Raw genomic sequence first — 24,687 nt, 5'->3', positions numbered from 1 at the left:
CCAGCGTCTGCTCCCGAAGCGCGTTTGCGGGCGCGCGATAGGTTGCCCGCCATGACTGAACTAGGGTCCGTCACCTGGCCACCTGCCCCGATCAAGACCGAGCGGCTCGTGCTCCGCGAGCCCGAACCCCGGGACCGTGCGGCGTTCATCGAGCTGCTCGCCTCGCCAGAGGTGCACACCTACCTGGGCGGCCCCCGGCCGCGTGACGAGCTTGAACGCGAGTTGCCCGGGACGCCCCAGCGGTGGCCCGGAAGCTTCGTCGTCGAACTCGACGGGGCGATGATCGGCCAGATCCTGCTCAGGAGAGCAACAGGGCACAGTCGCCCGGCTGCCGCGGGGAAGGCCGATCTCGGCTACCTGTTCCTGCCGCGGGCGTGGGGATTCGGGTACGCCGCCGAGTCATGCGCGGCGGCGCTCGACTGGTTCGACGGCGTCCTTCCCGGCGAGCCGGTGGTGCTCACCACCCAGAGTGCCAACGTCGGCTCCATGCGCCTGGCGGCGAAGCTGGGGTTCACCGAAGTAGAGCGGTTCCAGGCCTGGGACGCCGAGCAGTGGCTCGGCCTGCGGTCCCCGCAAACGCCGTCCGCTTGAGCCCGTACTCGAAAGGGGTGGTGTGCCGGCTGTCAGCCCTCTCGTCCTCGACAACGCCCGAAGGCTTCCGGGCTGGGCGGTAGAGGGTCCATGTTGCGGCCTTGAGCATGGCGGCGATGCTGGGGGCGAGGTGGCCCGCAGCATGCATCTGGCGTGCGAGCTGGGCCTGTTCGGGATCAGTGCGGAGCTCTGCAACCAGTACCGGAGGAGAGTCGAATCCGATGTGGCGCCGAGAGATGCAGGGACACGTGCCTGTACCGCATCCGAGTACCTAGACACCCGGCAAGGCCAAGTGGCCGCGCCGGGAACAGCCGGTCCGGCCGACACTGTTGCATCGACCGAGGGACCGGCGTCGCACGGGTGGGAACAAAGTCATCCGCTCCGGCAGGACCGGGCCCCGGGATCGCGGCACGCCCGCCGCGCACTCGGACCAAGACGTACTTCCGCAGGAGGACTTAGTCATGACTGACCGCCCCTTGACTCTCATGGCAGTGCACGCCCACCCCGACGACGAGGCCACGGGAACCGGAGGCGTCCTCGCGCGGTACGCGGCGGAAGGCATCCGTACGGTTCTCGTGACGTGTACCGACGGCGGTTGCGGCGACGGACCGGGCGGTGCCAAGCCGGGCGACCCCGGGCACGACCCGGCGGCCGTCGCCTTGATGCGCCGTCAGGAACTCAAGGCGAGCTGCGAAGCCCTGAAGATCAGCGACTTGGAGATGCTGGACTATGCCGACTCCGGGATGACGGGCTGGCCGAGCAACGACGCCCCCGGCTCCTTCTGGCAGACCCCCGTGGAGGAAGGCGCCTCCCGGCTCGCGGAACTCATGCGGCACTACCGACCCGATGTGGTCGTCACCTACGACGAGAACGGCTTCTACGGTCACCCCGACCACATCCAGGCTCACCGCATCACGATGGCCGCGCTGGAGATGACCACGCTGACACCGAAGGTGTACTGGACGACAATGCCCCGCTCGATGATGCAGCGATTCGGGGAGATCATGCGCGAGTTCCAGGAGGACATGCCGGAGCCGGATCCTGCCGAGGCCGCCGCGCTGGCCAAGATCGGCCTCCCCGACGATGAGATCACCACGTGGGTGGACACCACGGCATTCAGCGGTCAGAAGTTCGACGCGCTGGCCGCGCACGCAAGTCAGGGCGAGAACATCTTCTTCCTCAGGATGGGCAAGGAGAGGTTCGGAGAGCTGATGGGCATGGAGACCTTCGTACGCGTCCAGGACGCCACCGGCGCGGCCGTCCCCGAGAACGACCTCTTCGCCGGCCTGCGCTGACCCGCCCGCCCAACCGGGGCCGGGGAAAGCTCAGGCGCGGCGCGGCGGCACGCTGCTCCATGCCGAGGCACCGTGCCGAATTCCGGTGGAAGATACCGGCGCAGGGCAGCGGTCCCGAGGTAGCGCAGCCGAGGTAGGCGCTCGGGGAGGGATGGCACCGGCGCCTGGCTCCAGCGTGGGGCGGGCGCCGGTGCAACATCTCCGGCCTCGGAACTGCCCTGGTAGCGGCAGCCAGTCAGACGTACGTGAGCGTCCTCATCGGGGCCGCGGCCATTCCGGGACTGGCCTTGGGGCCCACCTTCGTCGCCCTCCACAGCACGGCCGGCGGTCTCGCCCCACCGGATATGGCGGCCGAGACGCAGTCATGGATCGGTGCCTTCATGGCCCTTGGCGGCTCCGCCGGAACGACGGTCAGCGGTCTGGTGGCCCAGAAGTCAGGACCGGGGACCGCCCTGGCCCTTGCCTCAATCGCCATGGCAGTTGGCCCCGGGCTGGCCCGCGTGGCGATCGTGAGAGAGCCGGTGCCGGCCGATCAGGCGGAATTGCAGGCGTAACGCCCCTGTTCGCCGATCGCTGAAGGCCCGCGCTCGGCGGGGGCCTTCAGCGATCGGCGAGCGAATGTCAGGCCATGGGGCCGATGCCCAGTGGCTCTCCGCACCGGCCGCAGCGGGACGATCCGGCGCGTATGACCCGGCGCCCGAAGGCGATTCAGCGGGGTGCGGCCGGTCCGCTCCACGCCGTCGCCGTGGACGTCGCCGTGGCCGTGGCCTGGCCCCACGACGGAGGCTGCCCCACCCAGGGGCGGTAGCCGGGCGAGCGGCCGGGGCCGTACGCCGGAGCCATCGGCACCCTGTAGACCGGCCGCACCGGCCAGCTCCGCGAACTGTCGCCGCGATTCCTCGCCGGAGCGCTCGGGCTGCCGTTTTGTGAGGCCGGGCGACTGTCGTGGCTGCCCCACGCCGGAGCCCCGGCAGGTCCCCTGGATCTGTCCGTACCGGCAGAGCTGCCGCCCGCGCCCCGCCCAGGACTCGTCGAGTGGGGTGCGCCGGGCGCCGGCCTGACGGTCTGTCTCACGCGGCCCGAACCCGACTCCGGCAGTTCCGTCGCGCTCCGGCCGCCCGGGGCCCGCAGGACCCGCTGGTACCGCGGGCCACTCGCGAGGTCCGCGGCCGGCTCCCGGACGGACGGGGCTTCGCCGACCGACACCCCGCCTCCCCGCTCCCCCTCGCGCGTCCCTTCACGCGCCTCCTTACCTCGTACGTGCTCGTCGGCTCGGACATGCCCGCCCTTCGCGTCCTGCGTTTCCCCAGCGGCGCCCCGGCCACGGAAGACCGGGAGGATGCCCACGAGCGGTTGCGGGACCCGCTCGGCACACCGCGCGTGCTCGACGTAGTCGAACGTGTCGAAAGTGAGGCGCAGGTGCGGCGGCTGCCCGTAAACGGCGGGCCGGGCGCCGCCCTGGTGGCCGCACGGTCCCAACTTCCCGTGCTGCCAGACCACTTCCGGCACCAAATTGGCACCCTGGACCGACCGGACGCCCAACGGACGCCAGCCTGCCTGGTGGGGGTCGAGCGCGACAGGCGCGGTGGCGGACAGGACGACGACCGCGGCACAGGCCGCGAACGTCCACCTCCCCCTGCGGCGGATCCCCTTGCGGAACATGGGACTCCTCGTGGGAACACGGGACGCTGTGCGCAGCGCGGGGCAGCACAGTGGCGACCACGTAGGGTAATCGGATGCCTGTATTTCATCACACACGGTAGCGAATTGGGGGGCTCACATGCCGGAAAGTCGGGAACCGGGCTGCAGCGGCACCCACTTGGCGACGCGGACACGTCCTGCTCGTCGAGCCCGCGCGGACCAGCCGCCGACAACGACGTTCACCGTCGGCGACCCGCGGGGACCTGACGGCCCGCATCGCGATGGACATCCTGAACGCCGCGGACTTCGAGGGCCGAACGGGCAAGATCGCGATCCAGTACACCGGCGCCGATGGGCCGTACGCCCCGGCCAACTCCCCCGTACGCAGCGTCGAATCCGGCACGCGATCACAACGATCCGCGAGCGCACCCGCAACCCCCGGAACCCCTCGGGGGTCGAAGCCCGCGCCGATACGGGCGAGCCTAAGAAGTGTGCGCCGACTCAGGGAACGCGCAGCAGGACGAGCCGGTTACGCCTTGGACTTCTCGGGATGGGCCGCGGCCGTCGCAGGTGTCGCGGGCACGGCGGAGCGGCGCGCGGTGCCCAGGTGCCAGATGAGGGTCACGGCGGTGACGCCGGCGGCCAGCAGCCCCAGTTCGGCCGGGGCGAGCCCCCACCACTCCTGCGCCAGCCCGCCGAGACCGCCGCCGAGGGCGACACCGACGTAGAGCGCGGAGGAGTTGAGGCCGAGCAGGACCGGCGCGGCGGCCGGGCTGAGGGAAATGATCCGGTGCTGCTGCGGGACGACGATGACGCCGACGCTCGCACCCCAGACCGCCGCCCAGACCAGAGTGGGCGCGAGGGCGCGGGTCGCCAGCGGGGTCAGCACCAGGACGAGCGCGGCAAGGGCGAGGGTGCCGGTGAGGACGCGGGCGGAGTCGTGGCGGTCGACGAGGCGTCCGCCGGTGATGTTCCCGGCCAGGGTGCCGACGCCCCAGGCCAGCAGGACGAGGGTCAGCAGCGATTCATTGCCGCCGGTGGCGTCCCGCAGGGTCGGGCCAATGTAGGTGTAGAGGGTGTAGGCACCGAGGAAGGCCAGTGTGGTGACGGCCAGCAGCGTCAGTACGCGACCCTGCTTGAGGGGTCGCAGGCGGTCGGACAGTGAGGCTGCGGGGAGCGTCACCCCGGGCAGGCCGACGGCTGCCATTAGGCCGATCCCGGCGACGGCCCACAGGGTGATGCGCCAGTCGGCGCGGCCGATCAGTGTGCCGAGGGGCAGTCCCAGCGCGGTCGCCGACGTCAGACCGCCCAGCACGAAGGCCAGTGCCCGGCCCCGGCGTTCCGGCGGAGCGATGGCGGCCGCGGTGCTGGAGGCGGCGGACGTGATGATGCCCGCGCCCACGGCACCCGTCACGGACGGAGAGAAGCGATGCGTGAGGTGTCCCAACCGGCGACCGGCGCGATCCGGATGGTGGAAGTGCTGCGGGCGCTGGCCGATCCGGTGCGGCTGGAGATCGTTCAACGGCTCGCTGTGACCGGCGAGGAGAGCTGCAATGCCATCGGCAGCGACCTGGATGTCCACCAGACGACGCTGTCCCACCACTACCGGGTACTGCGCGAGGCGGGCGTCACCTGGACAACGGTCAAGGGCCGATCCCGACTGGTGCGGCTGCGCCGCGACGACCTGGACACACTGTTCCCCGGCCTGCTCGACTCCGTACTGAACGGAACCCGCCACACACGTGCGGCCTCGGGAGCTGCGTCGGGAGATCCGTGCTGACTCACGTGAGAATGCCAACCGTTGCTTGGCCTTCGCGTTCGCACCCTGGGCCGACATCGAGGCGCTCGTCATCTGCCGGCTGCACACCGCGGGCCAGGTGGTCAACCACATCGGGGTACGCCGCCGGGCGGGCGCGCCCGCGCTGCCGGGCCCGGACGCCGGTCTGACCCCGGAGAAGTCCGCCGTGTGTCGGCACCGCACGTCGAGTACGACGTCCGGGAAGACAAAGCGTGGGACCCGAAGCGCGTGCGGGCGGTGCTGCTCCAGCTCGGCTACAACAATGAAGCCCCCGACCGCGACGAGGGCCGTGGAACGCTCGTCATGGAGGACATGGGAACGCGACTCGGGCTCACCGACACCCACCCCGTCGTACCCGAAGGCGCCCGCATAGCGCTGCGGGTCCTACTCGGCGCTTGCGTCACCGCGTTCACTCAGCCGAGCAACTACCAGGTCACCGTCAACGGCCGGTTCATGGAGAGCGGCTGCTTCGAGCCGCGCGGTAGTCACTGAACCCCCGGCCTCCTGCGGCTGAGGTACGTGACCGATCAACGGCCGGGCTGCCGCGTACGTGGAGACCGTGTCGGCAGCCGCGGGCTCCTCACCTACGCGCACGGGGCGACACGCTCGGCCTGCACCCGCGGGACGCCCCCGCCTTGTCGAGTTTCATCGTGAGGTGTTCTGCTCCCACAGTGGGTGCGTTCGGCGGAGTCGGACCCGTTCGGCGTTCGTGCCTGCCCGGCCGGCCGTGGCTGCGCGGCCGTTGGCCGAGAAGTGCTGGTAGTCGGGCGGGGACCAGCGTCCGCCCCATTGCCAGCCCATCTCGCGCATCGCCGTGCTGATGACATCGCCTCGGTGGATCATGCCCTGGTCGTTCCTGTCCCGGTCGAGGAAGTCGGCACCGGCCGGCGGATACACGACGTTGTTCACATCGACGTACGGGTTCTCCAGCGTGTTGATGTCCACGGCGTCGCCGTAGGAGTGCTGGGAGACTTCGGTGGGATCCCCGGTGACGGAGCGGCAGTTGAATGCGGAGGTGTTGTCGGCGGCCATCGCGGCCACGTCGTTGCCGTCGAATTCGGCCATCACCCGCATCTGCCGGATCGGGAAGTGCGCCTCGAAGGCCCGTCCGAAGACATAGAGGAGCGGGGCCACCGCCTGCTCGCCGGCAACGAGTTCGCCCTGATGGACCCGGCCGTCGAAGCCCCAGTGGTTCATCCGGATCAGCCGGAGTCCGGACGGCGGGACCGGGCATCCCGGATGCCAGCTGTCGCCGAGCTTGGCGGTCGGGACGTCCGACACGCTCGCGTCCAGTTCGGGCACGGCTGTCTGCTGCGGCACGGCGTCCGCCGCGGTACCGAAGCAGCAGGTGAGCAGGACGGCGGCGGACATCGCCAGGGCGGAGAGCGTACGGGGCCGGATCCTGGCCGTACGTGTGGAGGTCCTGGTCGTCGGCGGCGAGATCTCGGCTTCGGCTGTACGAGGTGCGGGCTTGGTCACCGGACAGGAATAGCGTGCCTCAGCCGCGCGGACGCCGCTGACGGCTCCCGGTCAACGGGATTTCGCCCGAATGCGCCCAAACGGGGCGGCGCCCGCCCGGCGAACACCGAGTCGGGAGACTTGGTCGGGAGGCGAGGGACATTGCCTGTGCCCGACACGCCCTTCCGGCCCGCCGGTCGGAGCCCCGGGCACCGCTCCGCCGTTTCGTCGCGTGTTCACCGCCACAAACCTCGGGCGGGCCGAGCCCCGGACGGGCCGGACCCGCTGCGGGACCACCGTGCTGGGGTGCGGCAGCCGGAACCGTAGGCGTTGAGTCTGCGCCGACCGGGACCGGACCGCTCATCACTCTCCCTGCCGCCGGTTCCGGTCGGCGGCGAAGGGCCCCTCGTCAACGAAGCGGCGCAGAAGGCGGGCGAAGGCCTGTGCGTCTGCGCGCGGCCAGGTGTCGAGTGAGTCCTCGATGGCGGCCGCCAGTTGCTGCCTGGTGGCCGAGATGGCCACATGACCGTCATCGGTGAGCGCGAGCAGGGTCGCGCGGCCGTCGGCGGGGTCGGGCTGGCGCTGGAGCAGACCGGCCCGTTCCAGGCGGTCGGCGCGGCGCGTGACGGTGGTGCGGTCCAGTCCGATCTCGCGGCCCAGGTCGGCCGCGCTGCACGGGCCGGTCCGGGCGAGTCCGCTGAGGACCGGGTAGGTGAGGTCGTCGACGGCCTCTCCAAGCCCCTCGGTCAGTCGGGCGTAGAGGCGGGCGCGCGTGCTCCTCCGCAGGAGCAGCCCGAGGGCGTCGGCGATGTCGTGTCCTGTCGAGTTCGGCATCCCCCAACATTAGCGTGCGCCGAGCACGCTTTCCTGCTACAGTCATAAGCGTGCTTATGGCACGCATAATCGATCGATCCACGGCGGGACGCTCCCGCACGCAACCGAAGGAATCCCCATGAACCACACCGACATCCGCACCGCCGTCACCGACCTGCTCTTCACCCCCGGGCTCGACCTGGACCAGGCAGCCGACCGGCACTTCGCGCCCGACTACCGCCAGCGCACCGACGGCCGCTGGGACTCCCGCCCCGAGTTCCTCACCCACATCGCCCACCTGCGGGGGGTCGTCGCCGACGGCTCCGTCGAGGTCCACGACGAGCTCGCGGACGGCGACCGCTATGCCGACCGCCACACCGTGACGGTGACCAAGACCGACGGTTCCACGGTCCGCATGGAGGTCTACGTCTTCGCCGAGTTCGCCCCCGACGGCCGCTTCCGCCGCATCGAGGAGACCACCCTCATGCTTGAGGGCGCCGAAGCCGACCGGAACCTCGGCAGCGCCCGCTGACCCTCACCCCGACTCCCCCAGGAGGCCCGCTAGCAGGCTCTGGACGCCGCCGCACGGTCAGCGCCCGGGACGGATTCCTGCGGGCCTCCCACCACTTCCCACTACTACCGCTGGGCCGAGTTCTTCCTCCACGGCCACCCGTGCGACCCCCGCCACGACCACGCCTACGACCGCAGCGTGGCCAGTTTCCAGGCTGCGGCGGCCCTGTACACCCCACGCATCGAATGGGTCCGCATCCCCTACGAGGCTCCGCCCGGCGGCCTCTACCGGGCCGACACCACCAGGGCGCCGCGGCCGACCCTGATCATGCACAGCGGCTTCGACGGAACCGCCGAGGAACTGCACTTCAGCGATGCGCTGGCGGCTGTCGAACGCGGCTGCACCGCGCTGACCTTCGACGGACCCGGACAGCCAGGACCTCGGCACCACCAGGGCCTGGTCTTCCGCCCGGACTGGGAGAAAGTCGTCATTCCCGTCGTGGACTTCGCCGAAGGCCTCCCGCGAGGAAGGAGCAGGCACCCACTGCCACCCCGGCGCCATGCGTCACTCCCCGTCCCGAGTCCTCGACTGGCACGACGACACCCTCACCGCGACCTTCTGAGGGTCACCAGCGAGGGCGTCGGACGTAGTTGAGCCAATCCCACGGTGCGAGGCGGAGCACCGTGGGATTGGCTGGGCCGGGTCAGGTGATCCGCACTCCCCTCGCAAAAACCCGTTGGCGCGTCACAGCGAGCATTGCTAGCCTTCCGGAGGCCGTGCGAGAGAACGAGGAGGTGGTACCCGTGAACGTATTCACATGGGTGCTCTCCTCTGGAGTCACGGTCGGGCGATAGGTCGTCCGGGAGCGCCGTTATGAGCCCTTCCGAAAGGCACGACCATGCAATTCACTTCTGAACAGCGCCTCGGCGACGGTGTCCTCAAGCGCGAATTCACCCTCGGCGAGATCCCCGGCATCCTGTGGACGCCCGAATCCGCATCCGCGCCGGCACCGCTGATCCTGCTCGGCCACCCCACGCTCGGACTGCAAAGGATGTACCCCCGGCTGGTGGCGCGAGCCCGGCGCGCCGCGGCGGATGGCTTCGCCACGGCCACCATCGAGCTCCCCGGGAGCGGTGACCGGCCCCGTTGGCCTGCCGCCGAGCAGGCCCGCGCAGACCTGCGCCGGGCCAAGGAGTCCGGCGAGCCGATCGGCGACGAGATCATCGACGCCCTCATCCTCCCGCTCGTCGACAAGGCGGTCCCGGAATGGCAGGCCGCCCTGGACGCCCTGCTGTCGCTGCCCGAGATCGGCGGCCCGGTCGGGTACTCGGGAGGAGTGATCTCCATCGGGGTCCGCCTTGCGGTGGTCGAGCCGCGCATCGTGGCCGCAGGGCTCTTCGCCGGGAGTTTCATCCCCCGCGCCACGTTCGAGGAGGCCCGCCGGGTCACCATTCCGCTGCACGTCCTGCTGCAGTGGGACGACGAAGGCAACGACCGGCAGGCAGCCCTGGACCTGTTCGACGCCTTCGGCTCCAAGGAGAAGTCCCTGCACGCCAACATGGGCGGGCACACCGGCGTCCCGCAGTTCGCAGGGGACGCCGCGGCCAAGTTCTTCACCCGCCACCTGAAGTGAGGCCGGACCGTCAGGCCGACAGCAGACGGTAAGCCGAGTGGGACGGGATGCTGCTCGTCGAGGGCAAGTCCCGGCGCTCCTCTGCTGTTTGCACCGCGGGCCCCGGTCGAGTCGGCAGGGGCCCGCACTGTCGGTTGGGGGTGCCCCCTGCTCGCCGAAAGCCGGGCCGTGCGCACTCGCACATACGCGAACCCCTACCCTGGTGCCCGCCACGTGGCGAATTTCGAACAGTGCGACGAACGGGATGTGACAGGTGACGGGGGCGAACGGCGCGGATCTGGCCGGCGAGGTTCTGGGCGGGCGGTACCGCGTGACCGAGACGATCGGCCGCGGTGGCATGGGCGTGGTCGCCCGGGCGGTGGACCAGTTGCTGAACCGCGAGGTCGCCGTCAAGATCCTCCGCGCCTACACCGACGCCTCCCCCGCCGAGCTGGCCGAGCTGCGGGACCGGATGCAGCGGGAGGCGCAGGCCGCCGCCCGTATCCGTCACAGCGGTGTGGTCACCGTGCACGACGTGGTCGAGGAGCAGGGGCTTCCGGTCATCGTCATGGAGCTGGTCGACGGGCCCTCCCTCGACGACGTGCTGGCGGAGCGCGGCTCACTGGATCCCCGCGAAGCGGCCGCGATCGGCGCCAAGTTGATGGACGCGCTCGACGCGGCACACCGGGCCGGGGTCCTCCACCGGGACGTCAAGCCCGGCAACGTACTGCTGGAGCGCGGCGGCCGGGTCGTACTGACCGACTTCGGCATCGCCAGCATCGACACCTCCGGCGACGAGGCCCTGGCCAAGCTGACCCAGAGCGGTCAGATCGTCGGCTCGCTCGACTTTCTGCCGCCGGAGCGCGCACAGGGCCAGGTACCGGGTGCCGCGTCGGACATCTGGGCACTCGGCATGACGCTGTACGCGGCCGTGGAGGGCGCATCGCCCTTCCGCCGTACGTCGGTGTGGTCCACGCTGGCGGCGATCGTCGGCGACCCGCTCCCGGAGCCCCGGCGCGCCGGACCGCTCGCCCCGGTGCTGCAGGCCCTCATGGCCAAGGACCCGCTGCAACGGCCCGACGCCGGGCAGGCGCGCGAGATGCTGGAGGCGGTCGCCGGGGGCACGGGCGCGGACGTCGCGGCGGCACCGGCGCCCCAGCCCGTCACTCCGCCGGGCTTCGGACCTGCCCTCGCCTCGCCGCTCTCCCCGCCCGCACCCCAGCCCGCCGCTCCCTACATGTCGGCCGGCCCGTACGCCTCCCCTCCGCCGGCGGGCGCCGCGCAGCCGGGCATGGCGCCCGGCATACACGCCGGTCACCACAGCGGTTCCGAGACCCGTGCCACGACGGTCAACGCCCGGCGCCGCACTCGTACCATCGTCGCGGTGGCGACTGCCGCGGTCCTGACCTGCGGCGGAGTCGCCTACGCCCTGATGGACACGCGAGGCGTCGAGGGTGGTGGGTCGAACACGGCGCTTCCCACCGCGAGCACCCCCGCCGGCGGTGCCACGTCTGACGCGGGCGGGCCGTCCACCTCCCCCTCGAAGAAGGCCGAGGACCGGGAGAAAAGTCCCACGTCGGCGCCCAGCGCCGGAGGTGACAAGCCGACCGGGCACCCGTCGGCCCCTCCAAAGGCAACTCCCAGTGCCACGGTGAAGGAGCCCACCCCGGTGTCGACGGCCTGCACCGGCTGGGCCCACTCGAACAGCAGCGACGGCTACGGCCACGCGGCCCAGGGCACCCACCTCTACACCGGGCCGTACGCGGCGTGCTCCTACGTGACCGCGCTCAAGTCCGGCACGAAGGTCTACTACCACTGCTATGTCACCAATGCCCAAGCCAACAAGTGGATCTACGCCCGTATCGACGGCACGCACACTGAAGGCTGGATATTCAGCGACAAATCAACCGTGGACGGCGGCACACTCGCCCGCTGTCAGAACTGATCCGCGGGCTGGGCCGACTGGCGGCGCACATGTCGCCACTGTGATCCAGGCCACTTAGGCTGAGCCCGGAGCTCGTCACGGACCGTATTCGCCGGTCGCCTTGCTTCCTCATGCGAGCCCGGAGGGATGCCATGCCGGAGCTGTTCATCGGTGGCCAGTGGGAGTCCGCGGTCGACGGCGAGGTGCGCGAGATCCGCTGTCCAGCGGACGGCACCCTTGTCGCCACCGTCGACGAGGCCGGGCCCAAGGACGCGGCCGCGGCCGTGGCGGCCGCCCGCGAGGCGTTCGACCGGGGGCCGTGGCCGCACACTCCGGCCGCCGAACGCGGCCGGCTGCTGCTGCGCGTCGGCGACCTGCTGGAGCGGGACAAGGAGGCGTACGCCCGGGCCGAATCCCTGGACACCGGGAAGCGGCTGGTGGAGAGCCAGTACGACATGGACGACATCGCGGCCTGCTTCCGCTATTTCGGCAATCTGGTCGCCTCGGGCGGCACCGACCGCGTCGTCGACACCGGCAGCCCGGCCGCGGACAGCAGGGTCGTGCACGAGCCGGTCGGCGTCTGCTCGCTGATCACCCCCTGGAACTATCCGCTGCTGCAGACCGCCTGGAAGGTGGCCCCGGCCCTCGGCGCGGGCAACACCTTCGTCCTCAAGCCCAGCGAACTGACCCCGCACACCGCGATCCTGCTGATGCGGACGCTCACCGAGGCAGGGCTGCCGGACGGCGCCGCCAATCTGGTACTGGGCGCCGGCGCCACCGCGGGCGCGCCGCTCAGCTCCGACGAGCGGGTGGATCTGGTGTCCTTCACCGGCGGCCTGGTCACCGGTCGGCGGATCATGGCAGCGGCCGCCCCCACGGTGAAGAAGATCGCCCTGGAGCTGGGCGGCAAGAACCCGAACATCGTCTTCGCCGACGCCGAGTTCGACACCGCCGTCGACTACGCCCTCATGGCGGTCTTCCTGCACTCCGGGCAGGTCTGTTCGGCGGGCGCGCGGCTGCTGGTCCAGGACGAGCTGCACGACGCGTTCGTGGACGAGGTGGTGCGCCGGGCACGGCAGATCCGGCTCGGCGGCCCCTTCGACGAGAACGCCCGTACCGGACCGCTGATCTCGGCCGCGCACCGCGACAAGGTCGAGGCGTATGTGGCCGCCGGAGTGGCCGAGGGTGCCGTCCTGCGCTGCGGTGGTGCCCGCCCCGACGACCCGGCGCTGCGCGGCGGCTTCTACTATCCGCCCACCGTGCTCGACGAGTGCGCCCCCGGCATGTCGGTGGTGCGTGACGAGTCCTTCGGCCCGGTGCTGACCGTCGAGCGGTTCCGCGACGAGGCCGAGGCGGTCGCGCTCGCCAACGACACCGTCTACGGCCTGGCCGGGGCGGTCTGGACACAGGACGCGGAGCGCGCCCACCGGGTGGCGTCCCGGCTTCGCGCCGGGACGGTGTGGATCAACGACTTCCATCCGTACGTGCCGCAGGCCGAGTGGGGTGGCATGAAGCAGTCCGGCTTCGGCAGGGAGCTGGGACCGGCGGGACTCGCGGAGTACCAGGAGGCCAAGCACATCTGGCGCAACACGGCACCCCGGCCGCAGCGGTGGTTCGAGTGACCCCGCGGCCCCGGGCGTGACCCCGCCGCCCCGCACCCTTCCTGTACGGAACCAGGAGAACCGTCATGCCGGACGTCCCGCCCGACCGACCGGAACCAGCCGCGAGCGACAGCTCGGACCACGACGCGGCACTCACCGAACTGGGCTACAAGCCCGGACTCAAGCGCACGCTCGGCAACTTCCACACCTTCGCCGCCGGAATCAGCTACATCTCGATCCTGACCGGCACCTTCCAGCTGTTCTACTTCGGCGTCAGCTTCGCCGGGCCCGGCTACTGGTGGTCCTGGCCGATGGTCTTCCTCGGCCAGCTGATGGTGGCGCTGTGCTTCTGCGAGCTCGCCGCGCGCTTCCCCGTCGCGGGGTCGGTCTACAACTGGTCCAAGTACACCGGCGGTCCGCACGTCGGCTGGTTGGCGGGCTGGATGATGACGATCGCGACCATGGTGTCACTGGCCGCCGTGGCGCTCGCCTACCAGTTGACGCTGCCTCAGATCTCCAGCGTCTTCCAGGTCGTCGGGGACGGCACGGGCAAGTACGACGCGGCCGCCAACGCCGTGCTGCTCGGCACGATCCTGATCGTCTTCACCACCCTGGTCAACGCCTTCGGGGTGAAGCTGATGGCCACCATCAACTCCGCCGGAGTCTTCATCGAGCTGATCGCCGCGGTGGTACTGGTGGTGCTGCTCGCCGCCCACATCACCCGCGGACCGAGCGCCATCGTGCAGACCTCGGGCTTCGGCCAGGGGCAGACGCTCGGCTACTTCGGCGCGTTTCTGACCGCCTCGCTCGCCTCGGCGTATGTGATGTACGGCTTCGACACCGCCTCCTCGCTCGGTGAGGAGTCCATCGACCCGGCACGCAACGCTCCACGCGCCATCCTGCGCGCGCTCATCGCCTCCTTCGTGCTCGGCGGCCTGATCCTCCTCTTCGCTCTGCTTGCCACGCCGGATCTGCATGCCAAGCAGCTGTCCGTGGACGGTCTGCAGTACGTGGTGAAGGCCGCGCTCGGCAAATCGGTCGGCCTGGCCGTGCTGTGGTGCGTCGCCATCGCCATCACCGTGTGCGCGTTGTCCGTACAGACCGCCGGTCTGCGGCTGGCCTTCGCGATGGCCCGCGACAACAACCTGCCGGCCGGATCGAAACTGGCCAGGCTCAGCCCGAGGTTCCAGACACCGGTGCTCGCCACCTGTCTCATCGGGTTCGTGGCAATCGCCATCCTGGTCGTCAACATCAACCAGCCGCAGATCTTCTCCGTCGTCACCAGCATCGCCATCGTCATGATCTACGTCGCGTATCTGCTGGTCACGATCCCCATGCTGGTCCAGCGGCTGCGCGGCGGCTGGACGTCTGCGACCGACCACTTCTCGCTGGGCCGCCTCGGCCTGCCGGTCAACATCCTGGCCGTGCTCTGGGGCACCGCGATGACGGTCAACCTGCTGTGGCCGCGCGCCGAGGTCTACAACGTCACCGGGCCCCAGCACTGGTACCTGCGCTGGGGCGGCGTCCTGTTCGTCGGCGTCGTCGCGGCCGGCGGCTTCACCTACTACTGGTTCGTCCAACGCGGGAAGACCGGCGTTCTCGCCGAACACTCCATCGGGGAACCTCCGGAGCCCCCACCGGCCCACGGCGGAGCGTGAGACCGCGCGTGAGAGCGCATCGTGCGACAAGAAGGAGCTGACGTGGAGGAGTTCGACTACGTGGTGGTCGGCGGCGGCACCGCCGGGGCAGTGGTGGCCGCACGGCTGACCGAGGACCCGTCAGTCACCGTCTGCGTCCTGGAGGCCGGACCCTCCGACGTCGGCGACGACGCCATCCTGCGCCTCGACCGGTGGATGGGACTGCTGGAATCCGGCTACGACTGGGACTACCCGGTGGAACCGCAGGAGAACGGCAACAGCTTCATGCGGCACGCACGGGCCAAGGTGCTCGGCGGCTGCTCCTCGCACAACTCCTGCATCGCCTTCTGGGCCCCGGCCGAGGACCTCGACGAGTGGGGCGCCCTGGGCTGCACCGGATGGAGCGCCGCGGACTGCTTCCCCCTCTACCAGCGCCTGGAGACCAACGACGCGCCCGGTGACCACCACGGCCGCACCGGCCCGGTGACCATCCGCACCGTCCCGCCGAACGACCCGTGCGGATCGGCCCTGCTGGAGGCCTGCGCCCAGACCGGCATCCCCGTCACGCCGTTCAACACCGGTACGACGGTCAAGCGCGGCGCGCACTGGTTCCAGATCAACTGCCGCCCGGACGGCACCCGTTCCTCGGCCTCGGTCTCCTACCTCCACCCCGTTCTGGGCAAGCGGCCGAACCTGGAGGTTCGCACCGGCCTCCACGCCAAACGCCTGGTGTTCGACGCGGACATGCGCTGCACGGGGGTCGAGTACCAGGCCCCGGATCTGATCCACACCGGGAGCGTCGGCGCCCGGCGCGAGGTGATCGTCTCCTGCGGCGCGATCGACTCCCCCAAGCTGCTGATGCTGTCGGGCATCGGCCCGGCCGGGCACCTGCGCGAAGCCGGTGTGGACGTAGCCGTCGATCTCCCCGCCGTCGGCTCGCATCTGCAGGACCACCCGGAGGGCGTGATCATGTGGGAGGCGAAACGCCCGATGGTCACCACGTCCACACAGTGGTGGGAGATCGGCATCTTCGCCGACACCCGGCCGGGCCTGGACCGCCCGGACCTCATGTTCCACTACGGCTCGATGCCGTTCGACATGAACACCTACCGGCGCGGCTACCCCACCTCCGACAACGCCTTCTGTCTGACCCCGAACGTCACCCGTGCCCGCTCGATGGGCACCGTCCGGCTGCGCACCCGCGACTTCCGCGACAAGCCGCGCGTCGACCCGCGCTACTTCACGGACGAGCACGACGTACGTGTGATGACGACGGGCCTGCGGCTCGCCCGGGAGATCATCTCCCAGCCCGCGATGGCCGATTGGGCCGGCAGGGAGCTGGCCCCGGGCCCGGACACCCGGTCCGACGACGAGCTCCTCGACTACATCCGCAAGACCCACAACACCGTCTACCACCCGGCGGGCACCGTACGCATGGGCGCGCCGGACGACGCGGACGCGGCTCTCGACCCGCAGCTGCGGGTCAAGGGCGTGCGCGGACTGCGGGTGGCGGACGCATCGGTGATGCCGTTCCTGCCGGCGGTCAATCCATGCATCACGACGATGATGATCGGGGAGAAGTGCGCGGATCTACTGAAGGGCGAGCAAGACTGAACGAGCGGGGCGGACGGCATGACAAAGTGCGTTCCGGGGAGCTGCACACCCGCTTCCGCCTCGCCGCCGGCCCGGCGCACGGCAAGCAGGGTCAGCTGTCGTGCGCCCGGATCCGGTGCTCCTCCCAGAACCGCGTCAGGTCACGGCCGGACGCCTCCTGCGCGGCTCGCATGAAGGCGGCGTTGGTGGAGACGCCGTACCAGTGGTCGCGGGCGTACTGCTGCAGCATCCGCTCCATCGCCGGGCTGCCGAGTTCGCGCTCCAAGTCGTGCAGCGCGCACGAGCCCGCCCGGTAGACGACAAAGGACCAGCCGTTGTTGCCCGGTGGACGGGCCCAGTAGCCCATCGTGGAAGTGATCGCGGCGTCGGGGCGGGGCCAGTGCACATCCGCCCAGCAGCCTTGCCCGTTCTCGCCGTAGAAGAGATCCTGCGCGTAGGTGGCGAACGCCTCGTCCAGCCAAGGAGAGGTGTATTCGTCGTTGCCCACGATCCCGTACCACCACTGGTGGGCGATCTCGTGGACCACGGCACTGCCGTCCGGCCCCGTCCACACCAGCACGAAGCCCGGGTACTCCATGCTGCCGAACGTGAAGTCCGGGCTCAGGACGATGTCCAGCTCACCGTACGGGTAGCGGCCGAACCGCTCCCCGAACAAGTCCACGGCCCGGGCTGCCTCGCTCCGGGCCGATGTGACCCCGCCCGCATCGGTGTCCGCGGTCCAGTGCGCCCGTACGGTCACGCCGCCCGGGCTGGTGGCGGTGGCCGTGCGGAACGGGCCGGCCGCCCAGGCGAAGTCCCGTGCGTGGTGCGCGGTGGAGACCGTGACGGAGCGCCCCGCGCCACCGGGGTGGGTCGTCGTCGTACCGGTCGCCGGCACGGAGAGCTCCGACGGGTGGTCCAGGACGACCCGGAAGTCCGCGGCGAGGGTGAAGTAGCTCTCCCCGAATCCCACATCGGGCGCCAGGTGCCAGCCGTCCTCGTCGCGCACGGACAGGACGGGAAGCGCGTTGCCGAGATAGCGGTACGCACCGCCGCTGCCGAACCGCGCCATGCGGCCCGGCACGGTGAGTGACACGTCGAAGGACACGGACGTCCGGGCGCCCGGAGAGAGCGGATGCGTCAGGCTGATGCGCAGCGCGGTGCAGTTCACGGACAGGGCGTCGGCGGTCCCGCCCTCGAACCGGGAAACGCGGACCGGCGACGGCGAGCCGGGACCGCCGCAACCGTCGGCGCCGTTGCCCCACAGCCGTACGTACACCTCGCGCAAGGCCGGGCCCGTGCCCGTGCCCGTGTGGGTGAACGAAATCCGCTCCCGCCCGGCCCAGTTCGTGCCCGTGGCATCGGAGCGCAACGCCACGTCGTAGCCGATCCGGTCGGGGGTGAGCGAGGCCTCCTCAGCGGCATGAGCGGCCGGGACGCCGAGGAGGATGGCGGCGACGAGAGCGAAGAGTTCAACCAACCACAGACGCCGACGAGTTGAAGTCATGAGCGCGAGGCTAGAGAGGGGCGCGAACGGACGCGACCCCTCCGACGAAAGCCGCCGCCGTCAAGTCCGCCGCCGAGGTTGAGGCGTCCGTGGCGCAAGGGGTCACGGCCGGCTACCCGGCGTCTCACTCAACGCCCTGTTGCCTCGTCTACCGGCGCTGCCACCAGCGTGCCACTCCCCCGATCCCTGCTGCGGCAGCGACCGCGAGCACCCAGCTCAGCCAGCCGTCGCCCTTGGCCACCAGGACACCGGCGACACCTGCGGATGCCGCAACCGCCGTGGACCGCACACGGTTTGCTTTCAATTCAGCTGCCGTCATGACTACTCCGAGTTCAACCGGCCGAAGCCGAGATCGTCCAATACGTGTCCCGCCCAAAGGTGGTGTCCGTGCCGGGCTTTGCCAGCAGGTCGTTCACATCCCCGTGAGTGTCGGCGCGGTACTGGAGGTGGTGCTGTGCTGTGCTGTGAAATCGGCGGTTGGTCGTTCCGCCGTTCAAGACCCTACGAACCAAACGATCAAGGCAGCAAGCGAGAACTCGCCCCTGGCGAGGCGGTCACAGGATCTGCACCGTTTCCAGTCGGGCTCTTCTCTTCTGGGTGCCGCAGCGGACAAGAGTGACGGCCCGTTGGCCACGTGTAAGCCTCAGCCGGTCACGAGGAGCTCTGCCCGGCCCGACATCGCCGGATCCTTCCTGCGATTGGCCCACCGCCGCTGGCTCATCGACATCAGGGAAGCCCCGCCGGGCCCGGAGGCCGACGGCCGGAGAAGTCAGGAGAGTACGCGGGAGATGTCATGAACGGTCCGACAGGAACCAGTCAACTCTTCGCGAAATCGTAGGCAAAATCGCGCCACGAGGTCATCGAAAAGAACTGGCCACTTGTCACGTTTCCCTTCCGCCACGAGGCACTCGATGACTCCATACGCGCCACATTCAACTACTTCCGTTGGGGCACTCGACACCGGCCTGCGGGTATGGGATGGTCTTTAGATGGAATTTTCTAGACAGAAGTAGACGTTATTGCGGGACCTTGGGTTTACAAGCGTGCACGTCCTGGAAGCCGAACACACAGCCTGGCGTTAAGGAGCACGTGTGCCCATTTTCAGGTGCTTAATCTCGCCCGAGGGATGCATCTGGGACACAGACGAAATCGCGGCCCGTGTATTCGATACCGCCGAACTTCTTGCACGCCGCGGTATTGAACCTGGTTCGCGGGTGATGATGAGCGGGGCCAATTCCCCGGAATGGGTCGTCGGTCTGCTCGCGCTCATTCATCTCGACGCTTCGGTGGTTCTGGCCGACCACCGAGCCTCCCCGTCGCAGCGATCGCAGATCCGCGCTCAGGCGCGCGTGGTGCTCGACACCGGCGACGACATGGGCGACACCGCGGAGCGACGGCCCGCGGGGAACACGACGGCCGTGCCCGATGTCTCGACCTGGGCACGGCGCCAGGACGCCGCGATCTCGTGGTCGTCGGGCACGACGGGCACCCCCCGCGGGATAGTGCGCTCCGGTCACTCGATTCTGGACAACCTCGCAGTCAGCGCCGAACGCATGGGCTACCGCCCCGACGACGTCTTCCTGCCCGTCCTGCCGTACTCCCACCAATATGGTCTGTCGCTCGTCCTCTGCTGGTGGCTGGGCGGAGGAACGCTGGTGGTCTACGGGCCGACCACGCGCCTGGACCGCGCGCTTGAAGTGGGCGCGGGCCACGGCCTCTCCGTCGTGGACGGGGCCCCGTCGACCTACTACAGCCTGCTCAACCTGTTCGACCGTCGTCCCGCTCTGGCCGACGAACTGAAGGCGGTACGAGCCTGGTGTGTGGGCGGTGCGCCGCTGGGACGCAGCCTGGCTGCCCGGTTCCACGCCCGCACGGGCCGGCACCTGCTGGACGGCTACGGGGCGACCGAGGTGGGAAACATCGCGCTGGCGTCGCACACCGATCCGGTCGGGTGCGGCACGCCACTGCCCGGCGTGGTCGTCGAAGTCCACGACGACCAGGGCAGGCCGCTTCCCAACGGCAAGCTCGGCGAACTCGTCGTACGCAGTGAGGGCCTGATGACCGGTCATCTGGGCGATGACGGCGAGATCATTCCGGTTTCGGGTCCCGTTCACCGCACCGGCGACATCGGCCTGCTCGACGACGCGGGCCGCGTCTTCCCGGTCGGGCGCAAACGGGCCGTGCACCGTGACGGCCACACCCTCTATCCCGACCATCTCGCCGAGCGGGCCGAGTCGGCCGGCGCGCAGACGGAGGTCGTCGCCGTCCCCGACGAGCGTCTGGGCTGTCGCCTGGTGTTCGTGATCGCGGACCCGGACGATCACGAGCCCGCGCACTGGAAGCGCGTACTGCGCCCTGTGCTCGCCCGCTACGAACAGCCCGACCACATTGTCGTGCTTCCCGCGTTGCCCCTCACGAACACGGGAAAGCCCAACCTGGCCGTTCTGGAGAAAATTGCTGTGACCTCGCTGCCCGTGTCGCACCACACGACCACCGAAACAACCGCCTCCGGCTCGACTTTCGGCACAACCGACTACCGCATTCCCTTCGCCGACCGTGTCGATGGGCTGCGTGCGGTGCGCCGGTACGTGGCCGACAACGAAGACGCGGTGCTGAGCATTCTCACCGAAATCTCGCCCCACCAGACCGCCGGCGCCGAGATTCGTTCGTTCCTCGCGGCCCTCGATGGGGCGGAGGACGAGATCCGCCGGGTCCGGCCCGGCCGCGTGCCCCGGACCGCGGTCTTCATGCCCTCCAACATCCCGCTGTATTCCTACGCGCTGTACACGCTCGTGGCGTCCCTCTACAGCGACACCATCACCTTTCGCCCATCGTCCGAGATAAAAAGCCAGATGCAACGCCTGCATGCTCTGCTGGCGCCGGTTCACGGCTTACCCATCAAGCTTTCCGAGCTCAGCCAGCGCAAGTTCGTGACGGGACCGGTTCGCGAGGCGGACCTCATCGTCTTCACCGGCAATTACTCCAATGCCGAGACCATCCGCGAAGGGCTGGCGGAAGACCAGCTCTTTCTCTTCTTCGGTCGCGGCATCAACCCCTTCGTGATCGCACCCGACGCCGATCTCACGCGCGCCGCACATGACGTCACGAACATCCGCCTCTACAACTCGGGCCAGGACTGTTTCGGTCCCGACGTCGTGTTCGCGCCGCAGGGCCGCACCGAGGAATTCATCGACGTGTTGTCCGCGGAACTGAATTCACTGCGTTTCGGACAGAACAGCGACCCCGCTGCCGACTACGGTCCGATCTACTACACCTCGGCGCTGGTGAATTGCTCGGCCTACCTGGTGCGTCATGCGAGTCGCATCCGGCACGGCGGACGCATCGATCTACCGTCCCGCAGGATCGAGCCGACCGTGCTGCTGTGGGACTTCGACGACAAGATGCCCCTCGACGAGATGTTCGCCCCGGTGTTCAACGTCGTGGCCTACCCCAGTGCCAGGCGGTTGCGTGAACGGCTGTCGAGCCCTTACTTCAGCGAACGCGCGCTGGGAGCGATGGTCTACGGAAACGATCCGGAGACGGTGAAAGTCCTAGCCAGGCGTCACCAGACCTGTGTCAACCACACGCTGCTCGACGCCGAGGACGGCAACCGCCCGTTCGGCGGATTCGGGATGATGGCGAACTACATCTCCTACGGCGGCGAGCGGCACGCCGAACCACTGCTCGTGTCGCAGGCCGTCGCGCAGCATCTCCCGACGGCTGCCCCTGTCGCGGTGGGTGGGAAGTGACCGAGGCGAGCAAACGGTACGCCGACGCGTGGTCCGCGATCGTCGACCTGCTGGTGGCGAACGGGGTCGACACCTGCTTCGGGCTACCCGGCGACGATCTGGAGTTGCTCCGCGCCCTCGACGCTGCCGGCCTGGACCTCGTACCGTGCCGTGACCAGCGCAACGCGATGTACATGGCGACCGGTTATGCGCTGCAGTCAGGGCGGCTCGCCGTATGCGCGCTGGGCAAAGGGCCGGCGGTCACCCATGCGGCCACGGGGCTGCTCGAGGCGCGGGAGTCCGGTGCACCGGTCCTCGTGCTCGCCGCCGGCGTGCCCGAAAGACGCCGGGGCAGCGGTGGATTCCAGGAACTCGACCAGGTCGCCGTGACAGCGCCCCTCGTGCGATGGGCGCACCGGGTGGGTCATCCCGACCGGGTCGTCCCCGCGACGGTGACGGCACTGACCCGAGCCGTGGGGCCGCCGGCGGGACCCGTGTACCTGGAGATACCCGACGACGTCCGCACGGCGGAGGTCCTCGTCACCGGACCGCGGCCAACACTGCCCGAACCACTGGTCCTTGAGCCCGGTCCCGTGACGTGGGGACCGGCGCTGGCGGCGATCGGCGCGAGCCGGCGTCCGGTCGTCCTCGTGGGCGGCGGAATGCGGCACCGCAACGACGACGGTGCGGTCGAGCGCTTCGCCGAACACCTCGGCGCGGCGCTCTTCACCACCGCGTCCGGCCGTGGTGCCGTCGACGAGCGCCACCCGCTGTTCTGCGGCGTGGCGGGCCTCTACGCCGCGGCCCCCGCCCGTGCCCTGTGGTCATCGTGTGACCTGGTGGTGTCGCTCGCCGGGCGACTGGAGGAGACGGTCGTCGAAGGCGGAACGCCATGGCCCTCGGTCACGGTGGTGCAGGTCAATGTCGATCCGGGCGGCCTATCGGCCGAGTTCCCGGGTCCGCGCGTGCTCGGAGACGCCCGGCACGCCGTGCTCGGCTGGTCGCGGGCGCTGGATGAACACCGCAAGACCGAGGTGTGGGCGGGCAGGATCGCCGACGCCCGCAAGGCCATGTCGCGCGACGTGGAAGCGGAGCTGGTCCGCGCGGCGACGCTGCCCGGGGTCCGCATCGCCGAGCTGCTCGCCGCGCTCGACGCCACCGCCGGCGAGGCACGCGTGCTGGTCCAGGAGAACGGGCTGCAGGACATGTGGTCCTACTGCTTCCCCTTCCACGTCGGTGGCGGGTCCATCGTCCCGTCGGAGCAGACCCCCTTGGGCTTCGGGGCGGCCGCGGCCATCGGGGTCAAGCGGGCCGCCCCGGACCACGAGGTCACCGCGTTCATCGGGGACGGGGCGTTCCTCGCGGCTCGCGCGGACATCGCCGTCGCCGCTCCGGCCCACGGTGGCGTTCTGTATGTGGTGTTGTGCAACGGCGGCTACGGCTGGCTGGACGCCCAGCGCGCCCGCCTCGGCCTCGACGCCGACCGCTACCCCTTCACCCGCCCGGGAGCACCGCCGCCCGTGGTGGACGGGCCGGACATCCGCTGTCGGGTGCTGCGCGACAAGTCCACGCTGACCAGCGAGATTCTTGCCGCGCGACGGTTCTGCTCCCGGGGAGGAACGGCCGTGCTCATGGTGCCGGTCGCCCCCGACGACATCCCCCCACCCATCCGTGACGCCGAGGTGGTGCCCCAGTGACGGACGCAGGGGTGCGAGGCGCCGCCGGGTGCGGCCGGTCTCGACGCCAGGTGATGGTCACCGGGTACGGGGCGGTGACGCCGCTGGGCCACAGCGTCGACGAGACGTGGAGGGCGATGCTGGCCGGGCGCAGCGGCATCGACACCGTGGACGCGATTGACGTGACCGGTCTCGGAGTCCGGATCGGCGGCCAGGTCCGCGACTTCACACCCAGCCGCTACATGCCCACACCTGTCAGCCGACGCACCGACCCGTACGCGCAGTACGCCCTCGCCGCGGCGCTGGAGGCTTGCGAGCACGCCGGACTCGTCGTCGACGAGCGGCTGGCGCCGCGGGTCGCCGTGATCATCGGCAGTGGATACGGCCCGGTGGGGTCGATCTACCGTGCCGCCAACACGCTGCGGGACAAAGGGCCACGGGCCATCAGCCCCTTCGCCCAGGTCACCACCGCCATGGACAGCGCTGCCGGCGAAATCAGCATGCGTCTGGGCACCCAGGGGCCCAGCCGGGCCCAGAGCACGGCGTGCGCCAGCGGCGCCGACGCGGTGGGCGCGGGGATGCGCATGATCAGCCATGGGGAGGCGGACATCGTCCTGGTCGGCGGCGCCGACGCCTGTGTCACCGCCGTCGACCTCGCGGGCAGCGGCAACGCCCGCGCGCTGTCCCGACGCAACGACGACCCGACCGCGGCGTGCCGGCCGTTCGATGTGCACCGCGATGGGTTCGTGATGAGTGAGGGAGCCGCCGTGGTGGTGTTGGAGGCCTCCGAGGTGGCCGACAGGCGAGGGGCGACGGCCTTGGCCGAACTCACGGGGTACGGAGCGAGTTCCGACGCCCATCACTGGACCGCCCCGCACCCGGAGGGACGGGGCGCGTGCCTCGCCGTCGAGGCAGCGCTGCGCGACGCGGGGATATCGGGGTCGGACGTGGACTACGTCAACGCGCACGGCACCGGAACGCTGCTGAACGACGCCACCGAAACGGCCGTCCTGCGCAAGGTCCTCGGCGATCGTGTCACCCGGATCCCGGTCAGCTCCACCAAGTCGATGACCGGGCACATGATCGGTGCCGCCGGAGCGGTGGAGCTCGTGGCTTCGATCCAGGTCCTCCGCACCGGTGACGTCCCTCCGACCATCAACTGCGACGAGCCGATCGACCCGGACATCAACTTCGTGCCGCACCGGGCGCAGCACCACGAGCGCATGCGGATCGCTCTCAGCAACTCGTTCGGCTTCGGCGGCCACAATGCCGCTCTCGTGGTCCGGGCAGTATGAGGGCCCC

At 70.1% G+C, this 24,687-nt stretch carries 20 protein-coding genes; 15 read left to right on the top strand and 5 right to left on the bottom strand.

What is annotated here, in order from left to right:
- Window positions 1-51: 51 nt before the first annotated feature.
- The 3 genes from ACSHXC_RS38515 (at window position 52) to ACSHXC_RS38505 (ending at window position 2,440) form a co-directional block, all read left to right on the top strand.
- The gene (locus tag ACSHXC_RS38515) at window positions 52-591 is read left to right on the top strand and encodes a GNAT family N-acetyltransferase (RefSeq protein ID WP_438295975.1); all 540 of its coding nucleotides are present in this window, start codon (window positions 52-54) and stop codon (window positions 589-591) included.
- A gap of 461 nt (window positions 592-1,052) precedes the next feature.
- Window positions 1,053-1,886: a PIG-L family deacetylase gene (locus tag ACSHXC_RS38510; RefSeq protein ID WP_438295974.1), complete on the top strand. Its 834-nt coding sequence runs from the start codon at window positions 1,053-1,055 to the stop codon at window positions 1,884-1,886.
- A gap of 245 nt (window positions 1,887-2,131) precedes the next feature.
- Window positions 2,132-2,440 carry a hypothetical protein gene (locus ACSHXC_RS38505; RefSeq protein ID WP_438295973.1) on the top strand — a complete coding sequence of 103 codons (309 nt, stop codon included), beginning with the start codon at window positions 2,132-2,134 and terminating at the stop codon, window positions 2,438-2,440.
- A 1,616-nt stretch (window positions 2,441-4,056) separates the two neighbouring features.
- On the opposite strand, the gene ACSHXC_RS38500 is transcribed toward ACSHXC_RS38505, so the two are convergent.
- Window positions 4,057-4,941: an MFS transporter gene (locus ACSHXC_RS38500; protein ID WP_438295972.1), complete on the bottom strand. Its 885-nt coding sequence runs from the start codon at window positions 4,939-4,941 to the stop codon at window positions 4,057-4,059.
- Window positions 4,942-4,956: 15 nt separating this feature from the next.
- Here ACSHXC_RS38500 and ACSHXC_RS38495 point away from each other — a divergent pair, with 15 nt between their 5' ends.
- Window positions 4,957-5,307: an ArsR/SmtB family transcription factor gene (locus tag ACSHXC_RS38495; protein ID WP_438295971.1), complete on the top strand. Its 351-nt coding sequence runs from the start codon at window positions 4,957-4,959 to the stop codon at window positions 5,305-5,307.
- Window positions 5,308-5,493: 186 nt separating this feature from the next.
- Window positions 5,494-5,817: a hypothetical protein gene (locus tag ACSHXC_RS38490; RefSeq protein ID WP_438295970.1), complete on the top strand. Its 324-nt coding sequence runs from the start codon at window positions 5,494-5,496 to the stop codon at window positions 5,815-5,817.
- A gap of 153 nt (window positions 5,818-5,970) precedes the next feature.
- Here ACSHXC_RS38490 and ACSHXC_RS38485 read toward each other — a convergent pair whose 3' ends face one another.
- Both ACSHXC_RS38485 and ACSHXC_RS38480 read right to left on the bottom strand, forming a co-directional pair.
- A complete protein-coding gene (locus tag ACSHXC_RS38485) occupies window positions 5,971-6,804 on the bottom strand; it encodes a M15 family metallopeptidase (RefSeq protein ID WP_438295969.1) in 834 nt (277 codons plus the stop codon).
- A 342-nt stretch (window positions 6,805-7,146) separates the two neighbouring features.
- On the bottom strand, window positions 7,147-7,617 hold the full coding sequence (locus ACSHXC_RS38480) for a MarR family winged helix-turn-helix transcriptional regulator (RefSeq protein WP_438295968.1): 471 nt from the start codon (window positions 7,615-7,617) through the stop codon (window positions 7,147-7,149).
- A gap of 118 nt (window positions 7,618-7,735) precedes the next feature.
- On the opposite strand from ACSHXC_RS38480, the gene ACSHXC_RS38475 reads away from it, so the two are divergent.
- The 7 genes from ACSHXC_RS38475 (at window position 7,736) to ACSHXC_RS38445 (ending at window position 16,495) form a co-directional block, all read left to right on the top strand.
- Entirely contained in the window at window positions 7,736-8,128 is a 393-nt protein-coding gene (locus ACSHXC_RS38475; protein WP_438295967.1) for a nuclear transport factor 2 family protein, read from the top strand.
- A gap of 177 nt (window positions 8,129-8,305) precedes the next feature.
- Window positions 8,306-8,761: a hypothetical protein gene (locus ACSHXC_RS38470; protein ID WP_438295966.1), complete on the top strand. Its 456-nt coding sequence runs from the start codon at window positions 8,306-8,308 to the stop codon at window positions 8,759-8,761.
- A 244-nt stretch (window positions 8,762-9,005) separates the two neighbouring features.
- Complete coding sequence (locus ACSHXC_RS38465; protein ID WP_438295965.1) at window positions 9,006-9,740, top strand: alpha/beta hydrolase; 735 nt, start codon at window positions 9,006-9,008, stop codon at window positions 9,738-9,740.
- 253 nt (window positions 9,741-9,993) lie between these two features.
- A complete protein-coding gene (locus ACSHXC_RS38460; protein WP_438295964.1) occupies window positions 9,994-11,664 on the top strand; it encodes a protein kinase domain-containing protein in 1,671 nt (556 codons plus the stop codon).
- Window positions 11,665-11,795: 131 nt separating this feature from the next.
- Window positions 11,796-13,265, top strand: coding sequence for an aldehyde dehydrogenase family protein (locus tag ACSHXC_RS38455; protein WP_438295963.1), 1,470 nt, complete (start codon window positions 11,796-11,798; stop codon window positions 13,263-13,265).
- A gap of 65 nt (window positions 13,266-13,330) precedes the next feature.
- Window positions 13,331-14,902: an APC family permease gene (locus tag ACSHXC_RS38450; RefSeq protein ID WP_438295962.1), complete on the top strand. Its 1,572-nt coding sequence runs from the start codon at window positions 13,331-13,333 to the stop codon at window positions 14,900-14,902.
- Window positions 14,903-14,944: 42 nt separating this feature from the next.
- Window positions 14,945-16,495: a GMC family oxidoreductase gene (locus tag ACSHXC_RS38445; protein ID WP_438295961.1), complete on the top strand. Its 1,551-nt coding sequence runs from the start codon at window positions 14,945-14,947 to the stop codon at window positions 16,493-16,495.
- A 91-nt stretch (window positions 16,496-16,586) separates the two neighbouring features.
- Here ACSHXC_RS38445 and ACSHXC_RS38440 read toward each other — a convergent pair whose 3' ends face one another.
- Both ACSHXC_RS38440 and ACSHXC_RS38435 read right to left on the bottom strand, forming a co-directional pair.
- On the bottom strand, window positions 16,587-17,981 hold the full coding sequence (locus ACSHXC_RS38440; RefSeq protein WP_438295960.1) for a M1 family metallopeptidase: 1,395 nt from the start codon (window positions 17,979-17,981) through the stop codon (window positions 16,587-16,589).
- 148 nt (window positions 17,982-18,129) lie between these two features.
- The gene (locus ACSHXC_RS38435) at window positions 18,130-18,300 is read right to left on the bottom strand and encodes a hypothetical protein (RefSeq protein ID WP_438295959.1); all 171 of its coding nucleotides are present in this window, start codon (window positions 18,298-18,300) and stop codon (window positions 18,130-18,132) included.
- Window positions 18,301-19,072: 772 nt separating this feature from the next.
- Between ACSHXC_RS38435 and ACSHXC_RS38430 the strand changes: the two genes are divergently transcribed.
- From ACSHXC_RS38430 to fabF, 3 genes are read left to right on the top strand one after another with little or no spacing between them, the layout of a single operon-like run.
- Complete coding sequence (locus ACSHXC_RS38430) at window positions 19,073-21,730, top strand: aldehyde dehydrogenase family protein (protein WP_438295958.1); 2,658 nt, start codon at window positions 19,073-19,075, stop codon at window positions 21,728-21,730.
- The gene (locus tag ACSHXC_RS38425) at window positions 21,727-23,406 is read left to right on the top strand and encodes a thiamine pyrophosphate-binding protein (protein ID WP_438295957.1); all 1,680 of its coding nucleotides are present in this window, start codon (window positions 21,727-21,729) and stop codon (window positions 23,404-23,406) included. Before ACSHXC_RS38430 ends, ACSHXC_RS38425 begins: the two co-directional genes overlap by 4 nt.
- Window positions 23,403-24,680: a beta-ketoacyl-ACP synthase II gene (gene fabF / locus ACSHXC_RS38420; protein WP_438295956.1), complete on the top strand. Its 1,278-nt coding sequence runs from the start codon at window positions 23,403-23,405 to the stop codon at window positions 24,678-24,680. Before ACSHXC_RS38425 ends, fabF begins: the two co-directional genes overlap by 4 nt.
- Window positions 24,681-24,687: the final 7 nt, after the last annotated feature.

The organism is Streptomyces sp. HUAS TT7 (assembly GCF_051550175.1).
In the GTDB taxonomy this organism is placed as follows: domain Bacteria; phylum Actinomycetota; class Actinomycetes; order Streptomycetales; family Streptomycetaceae; genus Streptomyces.
Note: the sequence above shows the minus strand (reverse complement) of the source record. Positions and strands in the feature narration are given on the sequence as shown.

Bases quoted from the DNA above. Each gene is read 5' to 3' on its own strand.
- ACSHXC_RS38515 (WP_438295975.1), top strand. From the start codon at position 52: ATGACTGAACTAGGGTCCGTCACCTGGCCACCTGCCCCGATCAAGACC.
- ACSHXC_RS38510 (WP_438295974.1), top strand. From the start codon at position 1,053: ATGACTGACCGCCCCTTGACTCTCATGGCAGTGCACGCCCACCCCGAC.
- ACSHXC_RS38495 (WP_438295971.1), top strand. From the start codon at position 4,957: ATGCGTGAGGTGTCCCAACCGGCGACCGGCGCGATCCGGATGGTGGAA.
- ACSHXC_RS38480 (WP_438295968.1), bottom strand. From the start codon at position 7,617: ATGCCGAACTCGACAGGACACGACATCGCCGACGCCCTCGGGCTGCTC.
- ACSHXC_RS38475 (WP_438295967.1), top strand. From the start codon at position 7,736: ATGAACCACACCGACATCCGCACCGCCGTCACCGACCTGCTCTTCACC.
- ACSHXC_RS38465 (WP_438295965.1), top strand. From the start codon at position 9,006: ATGCAATTCACTTCTGAACAGCGCCTCGGCGACGGTGTCCTCAAGCGC.
- ACSHXC_RS38455 (WP_438295963.1), top strand. From the start codon at position 11,796: ATGCCGGAGCTGTTCATCGGTGGCCAGTGGGAGTCCGCGGTCGACGGC.
- ACSHXC_RS38450 (WP_438295962.1), top strand. From the start codon at position 13,331: ATGCCGGACGTCCCGCCCGACCGACCGGAACCAGCCGCGAGCGACAGC.
- ACSHXC_RS38440 (WP_438295960.1), bottom strand. From the start codon at position 17,981: ATGACTTCAACTCGTCGGCGTCTGTGGTTGGTTGAACTCTTCGCTCTC.
- ACSHXC_RS38435 (WP_438295959.1), bottom strand. From the start codon at position 18,300: ATGACGGCAGCTGAATTGAAAGCAAACCGTGTGCGGTCCACGGCGGTT.